The organism is Kitasatospora sp. NPDC057692 (genome assembly GCF_042799475.1).
Classification (GTDB): Bacteria; Actinomycetota; Actinomycetes; order Streptomycetales; family Streptomycetaceae; genus Kitasatospora.
This window is the reverse complement of record NZ_JBHVIV010000004.1, coordinates 16,164-31,636: the sequence shown is the minus strand read 5'-3', so window position 1 is coordinate 31,636 and position 15,473 is coordinate 16,164. Positions and strand designations below refer to the sequence as shown.

Here is a 15,473-nt window from a genome sequence, read left to right as displayed (position 1 = left end):
GCCGCCCTCCCCACCAGGACCCGAGCCCCCAAGGACCCCGCCGGATGGACCTGCGCACCCCGCCCCCCGACCTCTACGGCCGACCGCGCGCCGACACCTTCCTCCGCTTCCTCACCGCGTTCGGCGACCGCTACAGCCCGGCCCTCGGCGGTCCGCTGCTGCGCCGCAACCCCCGGCGTCCGCCCGGCCGCCCCACCCCGGTGCTCCAACTGGTCGTCACCGGGCGCCGCGACGTCGCCGCCGACGCCGTCGAACTGACCCTCGCCGACCCCTCCGGCGGCCTCCTCCCGGGCTGGCAGCCCGGCGCCCACCTGCGCCTCACCCTCCCCTCCGGCCGCGAACGCCACTACTCCCTCTGCGGCGACCCCGCCGACCGGTCCGGCTACCGGATCGCCGTGCGCCGCCTCTCCGACGGGGGCGGCGGCTCGGTCGAGGTGCACGACACCCTCCACCCCGGGACCCGGCTCACCGCCCGCCGCCCGCGCAACGGCTTCGCCTTCTGCGCCGAACCGGCCGTCCTGCTGCTGGCCGGCGGCATCGGGGTGACCCCGCTGCTCCCGATGGCCCGCGAGGCCCAGCGACTCGGCCTGGACTGGCAGTTGGTCCACACCGGCCGCAGCGCCGACACCCTTCCCTTCGCCGCCGAGCTGAGCGCCCTCGACCCGCGCCGGGTCCGGTCGCGCACCGACGACGAGCACGGCGGCCCGCCCACCGGCGCCGAACTGCTCGCCCACGCCCCGCGCGGTGCCGCCGTCTACTGCTGCGGCCCGGCCCCGATGCTCGCCGCCGTGCAGCGGGCCCTCGACGCCTCGCCCGCCTCCGCCCTGCACTTCGAACGCTTCGGCGCCGCCCCGGTCACCGACGGCGAGCCGTTCACCGTCCGCCTCGGTGCCGACGGCCCCGACCTGGCGGTCCCCGCCGACCGCTCCGCCCTGGACGTGCTCCGCGAGGCCCGCCCCGATCTCGCCTACTCCTGCAAGCAGGGCTTCTGCGGCACCTGCGAGGTCCGCCTGCTGGCCGGCGCCCCCGACCACCGCGACCGCCGCCTCACCCCCGACCAGCGCGCCGCCGGAGCCCTGCTGCCCTGCGTCTCCCGCGCCGCCGGGGGCGAGACCCTCGTCCTCGACCTGTAGCGCCCACAGTCGCAGGACGCAGGACGCAGGACGCCGGACGCCGGACGCCGGACGCCGGACCGCAGCCCCCAGCGCCCGGACCCCCACCCCCCAGAAGGAGCCTCGCCGTGCCGCGCACCCCCGCCTTCCCGTTCACCGAGCGCGACCTCGCCCGCTTCCGGGAGACCCAGCGGCTCGCCTACGACTGCGCCGAGCAGGTCGCCGCCTGGATCGAACCCGGGGTCACCGAACGCCAGGCCACCGCCGAGCTGCGCCGCCGCCTGGTCGCCGCCGGCGTGCAGGACTTCTTCCACGTCCCCTTCGCCTGGTTCGGCGACCGGACGGCCTTCCGCCACTTCCACACCCCGCTGCAGTTCTTCGCCGGAAACCGCCGCCTGGAGGAGGGCATGCCCTACGTGCTGGACTGCGCGCCCGTCGTCGACGGCTACACCGCCGACATCGGCTACGGCGGCAAGGTCGGTGAGAACCGCGTCTGGGACCGCCTCGCCGCCGACCTCCGGGTCTACCGCGAGCTGATCCTCGCCGAGGTCCGCGCCCGCAAGCCGCTCGCCGAGGTGTACGCGGCCGTCGACGCGCAGATCGAGGCGCACGGCTACGACAACCGCCACCGGGTCTACCCGGGCCGGGTGATCGGCCATCAGGTCACCCGGACGACGGCCCGCGGCCCGGCCGGGGTGAACCTCTTCGGCTTCGGCGTGCGCACCCTCCAGACGCTCGGGCGCGAACTCATCAGCGAGCGCCTGCACGGCCGCTCCCCGCTCTGGGCGGACGGCCGCTCCTCCCGGCACGCGCCCACGCCGGGCCTGTGGGCGGTGGAGCCGCACATCGGGTTCCGCGAGACCGGCATCAAGTTCGAGGAGCTGCTGGTGGTGACGGAGGACGACGCCTACTGGCTGGACGACGACCTTCCGCACGTCCGCCGCTGGGATACTGCCGCCACCATGGCGGACGCCGCCACGCCGCCCCCCGCCACGCCGGACGCCACCACACCGCCCGCCGCCACCGCCCCCGAGGGAGCCGCCCGATGAGCACCCCCACCCGCCGCCGCACGGTCCACTCCGGGGGCCTGCCGCTCGCCGTCTTCGAGCAGGGCGACCCGTCCGCGCCCACCGTCCTGCTGGTCCACGGCTACCCCGACACCCACGCCGTCTGGGACGACGTCGCCGCCGACCTCGCCCGCGACCACCACGTGGTCCGCTACGACGTGCGCGGCGCCGGCGCCTCCGGCGTCCCCGCCGACCGCTCCGGCTACCGCCTGGAGCAGCTCGCCGCCGACCTGTTCGCCGTCGCCGACGCCGTCAGCCCCGACCGCCCGGTGCACGTCGTCGCCCACGACTGGGGCTCGCTGCAGTCCTGGGAGGCCGTCACCGCCCCCGGTGCGGAACTCCGCCTCGCCTCCTACACCACGATGTCCGGGCCCTGCCTCGACCACACCGGCTTCTGGCTGCGCGAGCGCCTGCGCCGCCCCACCCCGCGCCACCTGAGGCAGCTGCTCGCCCAGGGCGCCCACTCCTGGTACATCACCGCCTTCCACCTGCCCTTCCTCGCTCCCGGCGTCTGGCGGCTGGGCCTCGCCCGCGCCTGGCCCCGGGTGCTGCGCGACCTGGAGGGCGTCACCCCGCGCCCCGGCCACCCGCAGCCGACCCTGCGGCGCGACGCGGTGCGCGGCATCGAGCTCTACCGCGCCAACATGCGCCCCGCCCTGCGCCACCCGCGCGAACGGCCCACCGAGGTGCCGGTCCAGCTGATCACCCTCACCGAGGACCACTACGTCGGCGGCTTCCTCTCCGAGGGCCTGGAGCGCTGGGTGCCCAGGCTGACCCGCCGCACCCTGCGCGCCACCCACTGGTCCGCGCTGCTGGAGAAGGGAACCACCGTGGCCGCACTGGTCCGCGCACACGTCGCCCGCACCGAGGCCGGGGAGACGGCGCCCGCCGGCGCGGCCCGGCCCGACGACGGCCGACTGGTCGTCGTCACCGGCGGCGGCAGCGGCATCGGCCGGGCCACCGCGCTGGCCTTCGCCGAGGAGGGCGCCCGGGTGGTGGTCTGCGACCTCGACCTCGACGCGGCCCGCCGCACCGCCGAGCTCGCCGGCCTGATCGGCCCGCCCGCGCACGCCTACTGGGTCGACGTCAGCGACGGCGCCGCCGTCGACGCCTTCGCCCAGCAGGTGGCCGCCGAGCACGGCGTGCCGGACGTGGTCGTCAACAACGCCGGCATCGGCCACTCCGGCACCTTCCTGGAGACCACCGAGAAGGAGTGGCGGCGGGTCCTGGACGTCAACCTCTGGGGCGTCATCCACGGCTGCCGCGCCTTCGGGGCCCTGATGGCCGAGCGCGGCGGGGGCGGACACATCGTCAACCTCTCCTCCGCCGCCGCCTACCTGCCGTCCAAGGCGCTGACCGCCTACGCCACCAGCAAGGCCGCGGTCTTCATGCTCTCCGACTGCCTGCGCGCCGAACTCGCCGAGCACGGCATCGGCGTCTCCACCATCTGCCCCGGCATCGTCAACACCAACATCACCCGCACCTCCACCTTCTCCGCCACCACCGCCGACGAACAGGCCGCCAAGCAGGCCCGCGCCGCCCGCCTCTACGCCCGCCGGGGCTTCCCGCCCGAGAAGGTCGCCACCGCGATCCTCGCCGCCGTCCGCACCGGCAGGCCCGTCGTCCCCGTCACCCCCGAGGCCAAGGCCGCCCGCCTCCTCAGCCGCCTCGCGCCCGGCCTCCTGCGCCTCGCCGCCCGCCTCGACGTCACCTGAGCGGACGGCCCGCACCGCCCGCCGGCCGAGCGCCGCCACCGCGACGCCCCGACCGCCACCGCGACGCCCTGGACCACCACCGTCACCGCCACCGCCACCGCGACGGTGCCGGTCACCGGTTCGGCCGGAATCCCGACAGGAGGTGTCGGGATTCCGGGGGAGCATCGGTGGTGACGGATGGAGACACCATGGGCCGTGAGGAAGGGCGAGGAATGACGGAGCAGCCGCTGAAGGGCAGGGTCGCACTGGTGGCGGGAGCCACCCGCGGGGCCGGGCGGGGAATCGCGGTGGCGCTGGGGGCCGCCGGGGCGACGGTGTACGGGACGGGGCGCAGCGCCGAGGGGCACCGGGGCGAGTACGGGCGCCCGGAGACCCTGGAGGAGACGGCGGAGCTGGTGACGGCGGCCGGCGGGCACGGGATCGCGGTGCGCGCCGACCACCTGGTGCCGGCCGAGGTGGCGGCGGTGGCGGCCCGGGTCGAGGCGGAGCAGGGCGGGCTGGACATCCTGGTGAACGACATCTGGGGCGGCGAGCAGCTGTTCGCCTGGGACAGCCCGGTCTGGGAGCACGACCTCGACAAGGGGCTGCGGCTGCTGCGCCTGGCGGTCGAGACCCACGCGATCACCAGCCACCACCTGCTGCCCCTGCTGCTGCGCCGTCCGGGCGGGCTGGTGGTGGAGATGACGGACGGTACCGCCGAGTACAACGCCACCCGCTACCGGAACTCCTTCTTCTACGACGTCGCCAAGGCGGCCGTGCTGCGGATGGCCTTCGCGCTGGCACACGAGCTGGGCCCGCGCGGGGCGACGGCGCTGGCGCTGACGCCGGGGTGGATGCGTTCGGAGATGATGCTGGAGCACTTCGGCGTCACCGAGGCGACCTGGCGCGAGGCGACGGCGGCCGAGCCGCAGTTCGGCATCTCGGAGTCCCCGGCGTACGTGGGGCGGGCGGTGGTGGCGCTGGCGGCCGACCCGGAGCTGGCGCGGTTCAACGGCGCCTCGCTGTCCAGCGGCGGGCTGGCCCTGGAGTACGGCTTCACCGATCTGGACGGGAGCCGGCCGGACGCCTTCCGCTACCTGGTGGACGTGGAGGCGGCGGACGGTCCGGTCGATCCGGCCGGCTACCGCTGAGGCGGGGCGTAGAGGGCGGCGGCGCGGGCCGCCGCCTCGGCCAGCCGCCGCCGCAGCGCCGGCGGTTCGAGCACCTCGGCCTCCGGTCCGAGCCGCAGCAGGTCCTCGTAGCCGACGTCCAGGGACTCCACGGGCAGTCGGACGGTCACCCGGCCGTGCTCGTCCGGCCGGGCGGCGGTGGCCAGCGCCTCCTGGACGGCGACCGGGTCGAGCAGGTGCGGCAGCCGGTCGAGGCCGTGCGGGCTGAGCCGGACGGTCACCCGCTCCCGCAGCAGTGAGCGGGCGAACCCGGCGGCCTTGGCGTCCCAGAACGCGGCGAGGTCGAAGGCCTCGTCGCGCTCGAACGGCCGGTCGGCCAGCGGCTCGGCGGCGGCCAGCCGGTCGACCCGGTACACCCGGTGGGCGTCGGCACCGGCATCACCGTCCGGCCGGGCGACCAGGTACCAGGCGCCCGCCTTCAGCACCAGCCCGTACGGCCGCAGCACCCGCTCCACCGGCTCCGGGGCCGCGACGGGCCCCGCAACGGACCCCGCGGCGGACCCCGCGGCGGACCCCGAAGCCGGCGCTTCGGCCGCGCCGGGGCGCCGCCGGTACCGCACCCGCAGCAGCCGCCCGCCCCACACCGCCCGCGCGACCTCGGCCAGCAGCGGCGGCGCGGGCGCGTCGCGGAACCACCCGGGCGCGTCCAGGTGGAACCGCCGGGCCCCGGCGGCGGGGGCCTCGCCGAGTTCGCCGGCCACCTTGAGCCGGGCGGCCAGGGCCGGGTCGGCGAGGCCCATGTCGCCGAGCGGCCCGGGCAGGCCGGCCAGCAGCAGCACCTCCGCCTCGGCCCGGTCGAGGCCGGTCAGCCGGGTGCGGTAGCCGTCGAGCAGCCGGTAGCCGCCGGCCCGCCCCCGGTCGGCGTACACCGGCACGCCGGCCTCGGCCAGCGCCAGCACGTCGCGCTGCACGGTGCGCTCGGAGACCTCCAGTTCGGCGGCGAGTTCGGCGCCGGTCATGCTGCGGCGGGCCTGGAGCAGCAGGAGCAGCGAGATCGCCCGGGCCGTGCGCATCGGCCGACCGTCCTTCCGTCCGGGGCCGGAACGCGCGGCCGGCCGGTCCAGCACCGATCATGGAGGGCCGGGGGGAAAGCTGGGGCCCGCGCGCCCAGCACCGGACCCGAGGAGACCCGATGGCCACCGGCACCGTGCAGTCCTACCACGCCGACCACGGGTACGGCCTGATCGCCCCCGACGACGACGGCCCGCCGCTGTACGTGTACTTCGACTCGATCCTGACGGCCGGCGGCGGTGACCGGACGCTGACCGAGGGGCAGCGGGTGGCGTACGACCCGACCGAGCAGGAGGGCCGCCGGGTCGCCGAGCGGGTGCGGCGGCTGGCCGCCTGACCAGGCCGCACCTGGCCGTCTGACCAGGCCATACCTCGACCCCTCCAGGAGGAATCGCAGGTCGAAAACCGGTCCGGCCGACGATCGGTGCCCTTGTACGATGAAGAGCCATGGAGATGACGACTGCCCTCTGGTCCTTCGCCCTTGTCGTAGGGCTGCTGACGCTCACCCCGGGGCTGGACACCGCCCTGATCCTGCGGACCTCGGCGCTCGGCCATCGGCGGCAGGCCTGGGGCGTGGTGCTCGGCATCCAGGCCGGCACGCTGCTCTGGGGGACGCTCACCTCGGCCGGTGTGACGGCGCTGCTCACCGCCTCGCGGGTCGGCTACGAGGTGCTGCGCTGGGCGGGCGCCGCCTACCTGGTGTGGATGGGGATCGGCATGCTCCGCGCCCGCGCCAAGGACGGCGGGGAGCAGGAGCCCGCGGCGGACGAGGACACCGCGCCGGTGGGCGGTCTGGCGTCCGGGTTGCGGCGCGGCCTGCTGACCAACCTGCTCAACCCCAAGGTGGGCGTCTTCTACGTGGCGGTGCTGCCGCAGTTCATCCCGGCGGGGGCGCCGCACTTCGCCACCGGGGTGGCGCTGACCGGCGTGCACGTGGTGGAGGGGCTGCTCTGGTCGGTGGTGCTGGTGGGCTTCGCCCGGGCACTGCGCGGCTGGCTGCGTCGCCCGGCGGCGCGCCGGGCGATGGACCGGGTGACCGGTGCGGTGGTGGTCGGGTTCGGCGTGAAGCTGGCGGTCTCCGACTAGCACCGGCCGACGGTGGTCCCCGGCCGGCGGTGAGGCCCGCCCGGCCGGGGGCGGCGCGCCGGATCGGCGGCCCGGTCCGGCGGCCGGCCCAAGGCCGGCTCAGCTGCCCGGCTCAGCGGCCCAGCCGCTGCAGGCCCTCGCCCAGTTGCTCCGGGTCCATGCAGATGTGCAGGTCGACGTGGGCGTTGAACTCCAGCCAGAAGGGTTCGCAGATCGCGACCACGGCGGCCTCGTCGGGGACGTCGACCACGATGATCTGGCAGCGCCGGCCGTTGCGGGGGAAGGCATAGGCGGCCTCCGGCTTGAGGTCGGCCATGATCTTGTTGAACCTCTCCGCGACGGCGCCGTCCGCCACCGCCCGGTTGGCCGTCTCGGTGTCGAGTTCGATCTCCAGCAACGCGCGCATGGCGGTGCCCCTCTCCGGGCTCGGGCGAGTCCTCGCCTCCAGCCTCCCGCCGCCGCCCGGGGCCCGCAATTTCACCCGTTCGGCGGTACCGGGTTGGCCGACCCGGCCGGATGCGGGCTGCACTGGGAGGCGACCGAGCGGCTACGGACCGTCGGCAGGAACAGGAGCCGCCCCATGGCGATCATCGTGGTGTTCGACCTCCCCGGGGTCACCCGGGAGCAGTACGAGGAGTCGGTGGACCGGCTGACCGGCGGCACGGGGCTGCGCAGGCCCGAGGACTGGCCGGTGCGCGGTCTGCTGCTGCACGCGGCCGGTCCGCTGCCGGACGACGGGGGCTGGCACGTCACCGACGTCTGGGAGTCCCGGGAGGCCTTCGAGCACTTCGCGGCGGTCCTGCTGCCGATCCTCCGCGAGGTGGGCATGGCGACCGCGCCGCCGATGATCTGCGAGGCCTACAACGTGGTGAGCTGAGCCGGCCCGCTCAGGCGGCGTGCGGCTCGCGCGCCGGGCCGGGCCGCCGCTCGCCCGCGCCGCCCGCCGGCCGGGACGTCGGCAGGTCCCCCGGCAGGTTCTCCGGCGGGTCCTCCGGCAGGCCCTCCGGCGGGTCCTCCGGCAGGTCCGCGAGGTCGCGGTGGATCGGCCCGTCCCCGGCGCTGAGCGGCAGACAGCCGCCGCCGCGCCGGTGGGCGACGATCTCGGCGGCCACCGAGACCGCCGTCTCCTCGGGGGTGCGGGCGCCGAGGTCGAGGCCGATGGGGGAGTGCAGCCGGGCGAGTTCGGCGTCGGTCAGACCTGCCGCGCGCAGTTCGGCCTCGCGCTCGCGGTGGGTGCGGCGCGAGCCCATCGCGCCGACGTAGCCGAGCGGCAGCCGCAGCGCGCGCTCCAGCAGCGGGACGTCGAACCTGGCGTCGTGGGTGAGCACGCAGAGCACCGTGCGGCCGTCCAGCTGGTCCAGCTGGGAGTCCAGGTAGCGGTGCGGCCAGTCGACGACGACCCGGTCGGCCCCGGGGAAGCGCCGTTCGGTGGCGAAGACGGGCCGGGCGTCGCAGACGGTGACGTCGTAGCCGAGGAACGCGCCGATCCGCACGACCGCCGCGGCGAAGTCGATCGCGCCGAACACCAGCATCCGGGGCGGCGGCACGTACGACTCGACGAACAGGGTGACGGTGCCCCGGCCGTGCTCGTCGCAGGGGCGCCCGTCGAGGCCGAGGACGAGCCGGCCGGTGCGCCCGGCGTCGAGCATGGCGCGCGCCTCGGCGACGGCGGCCCGCTCCAGCACGGTCGACACGGCGGGGGCGGGGGAGAGGGCGCCGTGGTGGGTGTCGGCGGTGACGGCGAGGGCGGCGCCGAGCAGCCCGGCCGGTCCGGCGACGACCCGGGCGAGCGCCACGGGGGTGCCGGCGGCGGCGAGCGCGATGCCCGCGTCGAGCGCCGGATCGGCGCCGGGGACGACCGGCTGGACGAGGACGTCCAGGACGCCGCCGCAGGTCAGGCCGACGGCGAAGGCCTCCTCGTCGCTGTAGCCGAACCGTTCCAGCACCGGCCTGCCGGAGGCGATCGCGGCCCGGCACAGCTCGTAGACGGCCCCCTCGACGCAGCCGCCGGAGACGCTGCCGACGGCCTCGCCGTCCGCGTCGACCGCGAGCGCCGCGCCCGGGTCGCGCGGGGCGCTGCCGGTGACGCCGACGACCGTGGCCACGGCGAAGGGGCGGCCGGACGCGTGCCAGGCCAGCAGCTGCTCGGCGATGTCCTGCATGACGGGAGCTCCTTCGTGCTTTCGAGGGTAGGCCGGCCGGGCGCCGGGGGGCACCCGCCGGAACCCGCCGCCGTACGGGAGAACGATCCCGCACGGCGGCGGTCCCCGGTCGGGCGGGCCTCCGTGGGCCCGGACGCGACCCCGGCGGCACCCCGGCACCACCCCGGCACCACCCCGGCACGGGCCTGCGGCGCCCGCCCCGGGCCTACGCCACCCCGGGCCGCTCGGTGGTCAGGTGCTCCGGCCGGACCGGGATCCGGTTCAGCGCCAGCCCGGTGGCCTCGCGGATGGCCGCCACGATGGACGGCGTGGCCGAGACGGTCGACGCCTCGCCGACCCCGCGCAGCCCGTACGGGGCGTTCGGGTCGGGCAGTTCGAGGATCTCCACCGGGATCGGCGGGGTGTCCAGGATGGTCGGGATCAGGTAGTCGGTGAAGGACGCGTTGCGCACCTCGCCGTCCCGGACGACGATCTCCTCCATCACCGCGAGCCCGAGCGCCTGGGTGCAGCCGCCCTGGATCTGGCCGACCACCGCCGACGGGTTGAGCGCCCTGCCGACGTCCTGGACGGCGGACAGCTCGACCACCTTCACCAGGCCCAGGTCGACGTCCACGTCGACCACCGCGCGGTTGGCGCAGAAGGTGTACTGGACGTGGCCGAAGCCCTGCCCGGTCTCCGGGTCGAACGGGGCCGTGGGGCGGTGGTGGTGTTCGCGGGTCAGGTCGATCGGCTCGTCGCCGAGCAGGTCGGCGATGGGGACCAGCGGCCCGGCCGAGGCGGAGACGACCCTGCCGCCGGCGAGCGTGAGGTCGTTCAGGGTCCAGCCGTAGCGGCGCCGGCCCCGCTCGATCAGCTGCCGCGCGACCGCCTCGGCGGCCAGCTTGACCGCGCCGCCCGTCATGTAGGTCTGCCGGGAGGCGGAGGTCGAACCGGCCGAGCCGACCTCGGTGGTGGCCGGATGGATGGTCACCTGTTCGACGCCCAGCTCGGTGCGGGCGATCTGGGCGTGCACGGTGACGCCGCCCTGGCCGACCTCGGCCATCGCGGTGTGCACCAGGGCGACCGGCTCGCCGCCGATCACCTCCAGCCGCACCCGCGCGGTGGAGTGGTCGTCGAAGCCCTCGGAGTAGCCGACGTTCTTGATGCCGACCGAGTAGCCGACGCCGCGTACGACGCCCTCGCCGTGCGTGGTGTTGGACAGCGCCCCGGGCAGCTGCCGCAGGTCCGGCCCGCCCGGCGTGTGCGGGTCGCGCGGCCCGTCCGTCCGGCCCGGGTCGAGCGGCGGCGGAAGCGGCATGTCCTTGACCCGCTGCAGCAGTTCGGCGACCGGCGCGGGCGCGTCGATCTCCTGGCCGGTGGGCATCCGGTCGCCCTGCCGCACGGCGTTGAGCTGCCGGAACGCGACCGGGTCCATGCCCAGCGCGGCGGCCAGCCGGTCCATCTGGCTCTCGTAGCCGAACGCGGCCTGCACCGCGCCGAAGCCGCGCATCGCCCCGCAGGGCGGGTTGTTGCTGTACAGCGCGAGGGCGTGCATCCGCACGTGGGGGATCACGTAGGGGCCGTTGCCCAGCGAGGCCGCGTTGCCGACCACGGCGGGTGAGGAGGAGGCGTACGCGCCGCCGTCCAGCACGATCCGGGCGTCGGAGTACACCAGCCTGCCGTCCCGGGTGGCGCCGTGCTCGTAGGTCATCCGCGCCGGGTGGCGGTGGACGTGGCCGAAGAACGACTCGTCCCGGGAGTAGACGATCTTGACCGGTCTGCCGGTGCGCAGCGCCAGCAGGCAGGCGTGGATCTGCATCGAGAGGTCCTCGCGGCCGCCGAACGCCCCGCCGACGCCGGCCAGGGTGAGCCGGACCTTCTCCTCCGGCAGTCCGAGCACCGGCGCCATCTGCCGCCGGTCCACGTGCAGCCACTGGGTGGCGATGTAGAGGTCGACGCCGCCGTCCTCGGCGGGCACCGCCAGCCCGGACTCCGGGCCGAGGAAGGCCTGGTCCTGCATGCCGACCTCGTAGCTGCCGCGGACCACGACGTCCGCCATGGCCCGCACCTCGTCGGTGACGCCGAGGCCGGAGACCAGCCGCTGCTCGTGGCAGATGTTGCCGTGGGCGCGCGCCCGGTACTCCCGCGGCTCGTGGACGTAGCCGTGGGTCTGCGGGTCGAGGCACTGCTCCTCGGTGACGATCGGGGTCAGCACCTCGTACGCGACCTTGATCCTCCGCGCCGCGCGCCGGGCGGTCTCCGGGTGGTCGGCGGCCACCAGCGCGATCGCCTCGCCGTGGTGGCGGACCCGGTCGATCGCCAGGGCCGGCTGGTCGGCGATCTCCAGCCCGTAGTGCGTGCTGCCGGGGATGTCCTCGTGGGTGAGCACCGCGTGGACGCCGGGCACGGCGAGCGCCTCGGAGACGTCGACGGACAGGATGTTCGCCCGGGCGTGGGGTGAGCGCAGCGTCGTGCCCCAGAGCATGTCCTCGTGCCACAGGTCGGAGGAGTACGCGAACTCGCCGCGTGCCTTCAGCGCGCCGTCCGGGCGGGGCGGCGAGCCGCCGATGCCGTCCGTGCCGCTCTGCCGGATCTGCTGGAGGTTCTTCTCGCCCCGGACGGTCCGCCGTCCGGTCCGCGCCCGCGCGTTCACCCGGTCACCGCCCCGCCGGCCGGGCGGCCCGCGCCGGTGCGGGCGGAGGCCAGCCGCACCGCGTCCATGATCTTCTCGTAGCCGGTGCACCGGCACAGGTTGCCCGCCAGGGCCTCGCGGATGTCCGCGTCGGAGGGCTGCGGGTCCCGGGCCAGCAGCGCGTCGGTCTGCACCAGCAGGCCCGGCGTGCAGAAGCCGCACTGGACGGCGCCGGCGTCGACGAACGCCTGCTGGACCGGGCCGAGGGCGCCGTCCTCCCCGCCCAGGCCCTCGACGGTGCGCACCTCGCGGTCCTGCGCCTGGCCGGCCGCGACCAGGCAGGCGCAGACCGGCACGCCGTCCAGGTAGACGGTGCAGGAGCCGCACTCGCCCTGCTCGCAGGCGTTCTTGGAGCCGGGCAGGCCGAGGCGTTCGCGCAGCACGTGGAGCAGGCTCTCGCCCTCCCACACGTCGTCGGCCTCGACCGGCCTGCCGTTGGCGGTGAACGTGATCCTCATGCCGCGCTCCCGATCTGCCGGCGGAAGTCGTTCCAGGTCCAGGTGAGCGTGCGCCGCGCCATCACGGCGAGCGCGTGCCGCCGGTAGTCGGCGGTGCCCCGGACGTCGTCGATCGGGGCGGCGGCGGCCTTGACCAGCTCGCCGAACCGCTGGACGACCTCGGCGTCCAGCAGCTCGCCGCTCTCCCACAGGCCGCGCTCGGCGAGCACCTCGCGCAGGTACTCCTCCGCCTCGGCGGCGCGGCGCGGGGTGGGGGCGGCCGAGCCGATGCCGGTGCCGACGGTGCGGGTGCGCGGGTGCAGGGCGAAGCCGAACGCGCAGACCGCGATCACCATCGCGTTGCGGGTGCCGATCTTGGAGAACTGCTGCGGGCCGTCGGCGACCGGGATCCGCACGGCGCGGATCAGCTCGTCGGCGGCCAGGCTGTTGCGCTTCACCCCGGTGTAGAAGTCGTCGATGGGGATCAGCCGGGTGCCGCGCACCGAGGCCGCCTCGACGAGGACGTCCGGTCCGGCGGCCAGCAGTGCCGGGTGCGCGTCGCCGGCGGGCGAGGCGGCGCCGAGGTTGCCGCCGACGCCGCCCCGGTTGCGGATCTGCGGGGAGCCGACGGTGCGGGCGGCGAGCGCGAGGCCGGGCAGCGGTCCGGCCAGCTCGGCGATGATCCGGCTGTAGGGGACGGCGGCGCCGAGCCGGACCACCGCGCCGTCCCACGACCACTCGGCCAGCTCGGTGACGCGGTTCAGGTCGAGCAGCGCGGGCGGCCTGCGTACGTCGAAGTTCAGCTCGACCATGACGTCCGTCCCGCCGGCGAGGGGCAGCGCGGCCGGGCGCCCGGCCTTCGCGGCGAGCGCCTCGTCCCAGGTGGCGGGGCGAAGGAACTCCATGCGGGCCTCCTCACGTCGTCGCCGCTTCCGGTCACGGGGCGTGGCCGGCCGCGTAGGGACAGTGAAGCGCCGTGACGGGGCGGCCGGCAGTCACCGATGGCATGAAGCCCCGGCCGCGCCGCCGCCCGGCATCCTGTACGTTCCTCCAAGGGGCGCGTGCCGAGGACGGCGCCGCCGGCCGGCCGGGCCGACGGTCCCACCTACGACCGTAGTCCGGCCGTCCTTCCCGCGTCACGGCCCCGCGATCCGGTCGGCCGCCGGACCGCCCCGACCCCCGGTCCCCGGCCCCAGCCACCAGCTCCCAGCCCTCACCCCCCCGCCCCCCAGCCCCCCGAAGGAGCCCGCGGATGCGTGTCCGTGACCTGCTCGCCCCCGGCGCCCCGCGCCTGCGCCTGCTCGCGGCCGAGGAGGAGCTGGACCGGCAGGTCAGCGGGGTGATGACGACCGACCTGCACGACCCGGGGCGGTACCTGCACGGCGGCGAGCTGGTCCTCACCGGCATGCTCTGGCGCTCCTCCCCGGCCGACTCCGAGCGCTTCGTGCGCACCCTCGCGGCCGGCGGCGCGGTCGCCCTGGCGGCCGGCGAGGCCGAGGTCGGCCCGGTCCCCGAGGACCTCGTCGAGGCCTGCCGCCGGCACCGGATGCCGCTGCTCGCGGTGCCCGACGACATCGCCTTCGGCACCGTCACCGAGTTCGTCGGCCGCCAGGTCTCCGCCGACCGGGCCGCCGACCTCGCCGCCCTCGTCGACCGGCACCGGATGCTGGTCTCGGCGGCCGGCGGCGGGGGCCTGGACGCCGTCCTCGACCTGCTCGGCGGCGACCTCGACCTCGACTGCTGGGTGCTCACCCCGACCGGCGCGGTGATCGCCGGCCCCGTCGACCGGCTGCCCGCCGAGGACCGCGACCAGCTGGTCCGCGCCCACCTCGCCGCCCAGCGCCAGCGCCGCCGCCCCCCGCACCGGGCCCGGCTGGCGGCCGGCGCCTACTCGCTGCTGCCCGCGCCCGCCGACCCGCAGGCCCCCTCCCCGCTCGCCGACTGGGTGCTCGCGGTGGCCGGCGACGTCACCGAGTGGACCGCCAAGCGCCAGCAGCTCGCCGAGAACCTCGCCCGGCTGGTCGCCGCCGAGCGCCACCGCCGCGACGAGGGCCGCCGGCTGCGCCGCCGCCTGGCCGACGAGGTGCTGGCCCTGCTGCGGCGTGACGCCGACCCCGCCGAGATCAGCCGCACCCTGTACGCGTCCTCGGCGATGGCCGCCCGCTACGAGGGCCCCGAAGCCGGGGCCCGGCCGGCGGACGACTCCTGGCTGGTGCTCAGCGCCGAGGGCGCCGGCCTGGCCGAGGGCGTGGTGCGGGCGGTGCTGGAGGAGGCCCTGGGCGGCGGCGCAGACCGGGCGCTGGTCGCCGGGGACGGGACCGGCGCGGTGGTGGTGACGCCGGCCACGGACGGTCCGCTGTCCGCCGAGGCGCTGCGCGAACTGCTCGCCCCGCTGGAGGCCGGGCTCGGCTCCGAGGGCCGGATCACCCTCGGCGTCTCCGCCCCCGCCCGCGAGGCGGTCGGCCTGCGCGGCGCGCTGGAGGAGGCCCGGCACGCCCGGCGGATCGCCGCCGCCCGGGTCGGCCGGGTCCGCGTGGCCGGGCCGGAGGAGCTGGCCTCGCACGTGCTGCTGCTGGCGGCCGTCCCGGACGAGGTCCGCCGGGCCTTCCGCAGCCGGCTGCTGGACACCGTGATCGCCTACGACCTCGAACACCAGGCGGACCTGGTCCGCACCCTGGAGACGTTCCTGCGGTCGGACGGCTCGTGGACCAGGTGCGCCGCGCAGCTGCACGTCCACGTCAACACGCTGCGCTACCGGATCGGCCGCATCGAGGAGTTGACGGGCCGGGACCTCTCCCGCCTGGAGGACCGGGTCGACTTCTACCTGGCCCTCGAACTCGCCTGAGCCGGGCGGCGGCGGGAACGGCGGCGGCCGCGGGAACGGCGGCGGCCCCGGAGCGGAGTGCTCCGGGGGTCGACTTCCCCGGGGCCCCCTACCCCCCGTGCGCGGGGGGGGGGGGGGACGGGGGGGGCCGGGGGCACGGGGGGCGCCCCGGGGGGGGTGGGCGCGGGGCCCGCCGCTGTACGGTCGGGTCGGCCGGTC

The 15,473-nt window shown here is 76.5% G+C and carries 14 protein-coding genes; 8 read left to right on the top strand and 6 right to left on the bottom strand.

Translation table 11 applies throughout. The features are described 5' to 3' along the window. The first annotated feature begins 44 nt into the window (after nt 1-44). From ACFVFS_RS03295 to ACFVFS_RS03280, 4 genes are all read left to right on the top strand, one after another. On the top strand, nt 45-1,133 hold the full coding sequence (locus ACFVFS_RS03295; protein ID WP_380619507.1) for a PDR/VanB family oxidoreductase: 1,089 nt from the start codon (nt 45-47) through the stop codon (nt 1,131-1,133). Nucleotides 1,134-1,240: 107 nt separating this feature from the next. Further along, nucleotides 1,241-2,161, top strand: a complete 921-nt coding sequence (locus ACFVFS_RS03290) for a M24 family metallopeptidase (protein ID WP_380619505.1) — start codon at nt 1,241-1,243, stop codon at nt 2,159-2,161. Continuing rightward, nucleotides 2,158-3,894, top strand: coding sequence for an SDR family oxidoreductase (locus ACFVFS_RS03285; RefSeq protein ID WP_380619503.1), 1,737 nt, complete (start codon nt 2,158-2,160; stop codon nt 3,892-3,894). The genes ACFVFS_RS03290 and ACFVFS_RS03285 overlap by 4 nt, the downstream gene beginning before the upstream one ends. A 212-nt stretch (nt 3,895-4,106) precedes the next feature. Continuing rightward, on the top strand, nt 4,107-5,024 hold the full coding sequence (locus ACFVFS_RS03280) for an SDR family oxidoreductase (RefSeq protein WP_380619501.1): 918 nt from the start codon (nt 4,107-4,109) through the stop codon (nt 5,022-5,024). Here ACFVFS_RS03280 and ACFVFS_RS03275 read toward each other — a convergent pair. Continuing rightward, the gene (locus ACFVFS_RS03275) at nt 5,015-6,076 is read right to left on the bottom strand and encodes a helix-turn-helix transcriptional regulator (RefSeq protein WP_380619499.1); all 1,062 of its coding nucleotides are present in this window, start codon (nt 6,074-6,076) and stop codon (nt 5,015-5,017) included. The genes ACFVFS_RS03280 and ACFVFS_RS03275 overlap by 10 nt on opposite strands. A 119-nt stretch (nt 6,077-6,195) precedes the next feature. Between ACFVFS_RS03275 and ACFVFS_RS03270 the strand changes: the two genes are divergently transcribed. Further along, nucleotides 6,196-6,411, top strand: coding sequence for a cold-shock protein (locus ACFVFS_RS03270; protein ID WP_380619497.1), 216 nt, complete (start codon nt 6,196-6,198; stop codon nt 6,409-6,411). Between the two features lie 110 nt (nt 6,412-6,521). Then, a complete protein-coding gene (locus ACFVFS_RS03265) occupies nt 6,522-7,160 on the top strand; it encodes a LysE family translocator (RefSeq protein WP_380619495.1) in 639 nt (212 codons plus the stop codon). 112 nt (nt 7,161-7,272) lie between these two features. Here ACFVFS_RS03265 and ACFVFS_RS03260 read toward each other — a convergent pair whose 3' ends face one another. Then, nucleotides 7,273-7,566, bottom strand: coding sequence for a hypothetical protein (locus ACFVFS_RS03260; protein ID WP_380619493.1), 294 nt, complete (start codon nt 7,564-7,566; stop codon nt 7,273-7,275). Between the two features lie 174 nt (nt 7,567-7,740). On the opposite strand from ACFVFS_RS03260, the gene ACFVFS_RS03255 reads away from it, so the two are divergent. Further along, nucleotides 7,741-8,037 (top strand): hypothetical protein, encoded by a 297-nt coding sequence (locus tag ACFVFS_RS03255; protein WP_380619491.1) that lies wholly within the window; start codon nt 7,741-7,743, stop codon nt 8,035-8,037. Nucleotides 8,038-8,047: 10 nt separating this feature from the next. On the opposite strand, the gene ACFVFS_RS03250 is transcribed toward ACFVFS_RS03255, so the two are convergent. The 4 genes from ACFVFS_RS03250 to ACFVFS_RS03235 all read right to left on the bottom strand — a co-directional run bounded on the left by ACFVFS_RS03250 (nt 8,048) and on the right by ACFVFS_RS03235 (nt 13,335). Then, complete coding sequence (locus tag ACFVFS_RS03250; RefSeq protein WP_380619489.1) at nt 8,048-9,322, bottom strand: XdhC family protein; 1,275 nt, start codon at nt 9,320-9,322, stop codon at nt 8,048-8,050. Nucleotides 9,323-9,527: 205 nt separating this feature from the next. Continuing rightward, a complete protein-coding gene (pucD, locus tag ACFVFS_RS03245) occupies nt 9,528-11,894 on the bottom strand; it encodes a xanthine dehydrogenase subunit D (RefSeq protein WP_380619793.1) in 2,367 nt (788 codons plus the stop codon). A 56-nt stretch (nt 11,895-11,950) separates the two neighbouring features. Continuing rightward, on the bottom strand, nt 11,951-12,451 hold the full coding sequence (locus ACFVFS_RS03240) for a (2Fe-2S)-binding protein (RefSeq protein WP_380619487.1): 501 nt from the start codon (nt 12,449-12,451) through the stop codon (nt 11,951-11,953). Then, nucleotides 12,448-13,335 carry an FAD binding domain-containing protein gene (locus ACFVFS_RS03235; protein WP_380619485.1) on the bottom strand — a complete coding sequence of 296 codons (888 nt, stop codon included), beginning with the start codon at nt 13,333-13,335 and terminating at the stop codon, nt 12,448-12,450. The genes ACFVFS_RS03240 and ACFVFS_RS03235 overlap by 4 nt, the downstream gene beginning before the upstream one ends. Nucleotides 13,336-13,682: 347 nt before the next feature. On the opposite strand from ACFVFS_RS03235, the gene ACFVFS_RS03230 reads away from it, so the two are divergent. Beyond that, a complete protein-coding gene (locus ACFVFS_RS03230; RefSeq protein ID WP_380619483.1) occupies nt 13,683-15,275 on the top strand; it encodes a PucR family transcriptional regulator in 1,593 nt (530 codons plus the stop codon). Nucleotides 15,276-15,473: the final 198 nt, after the last annotated feature.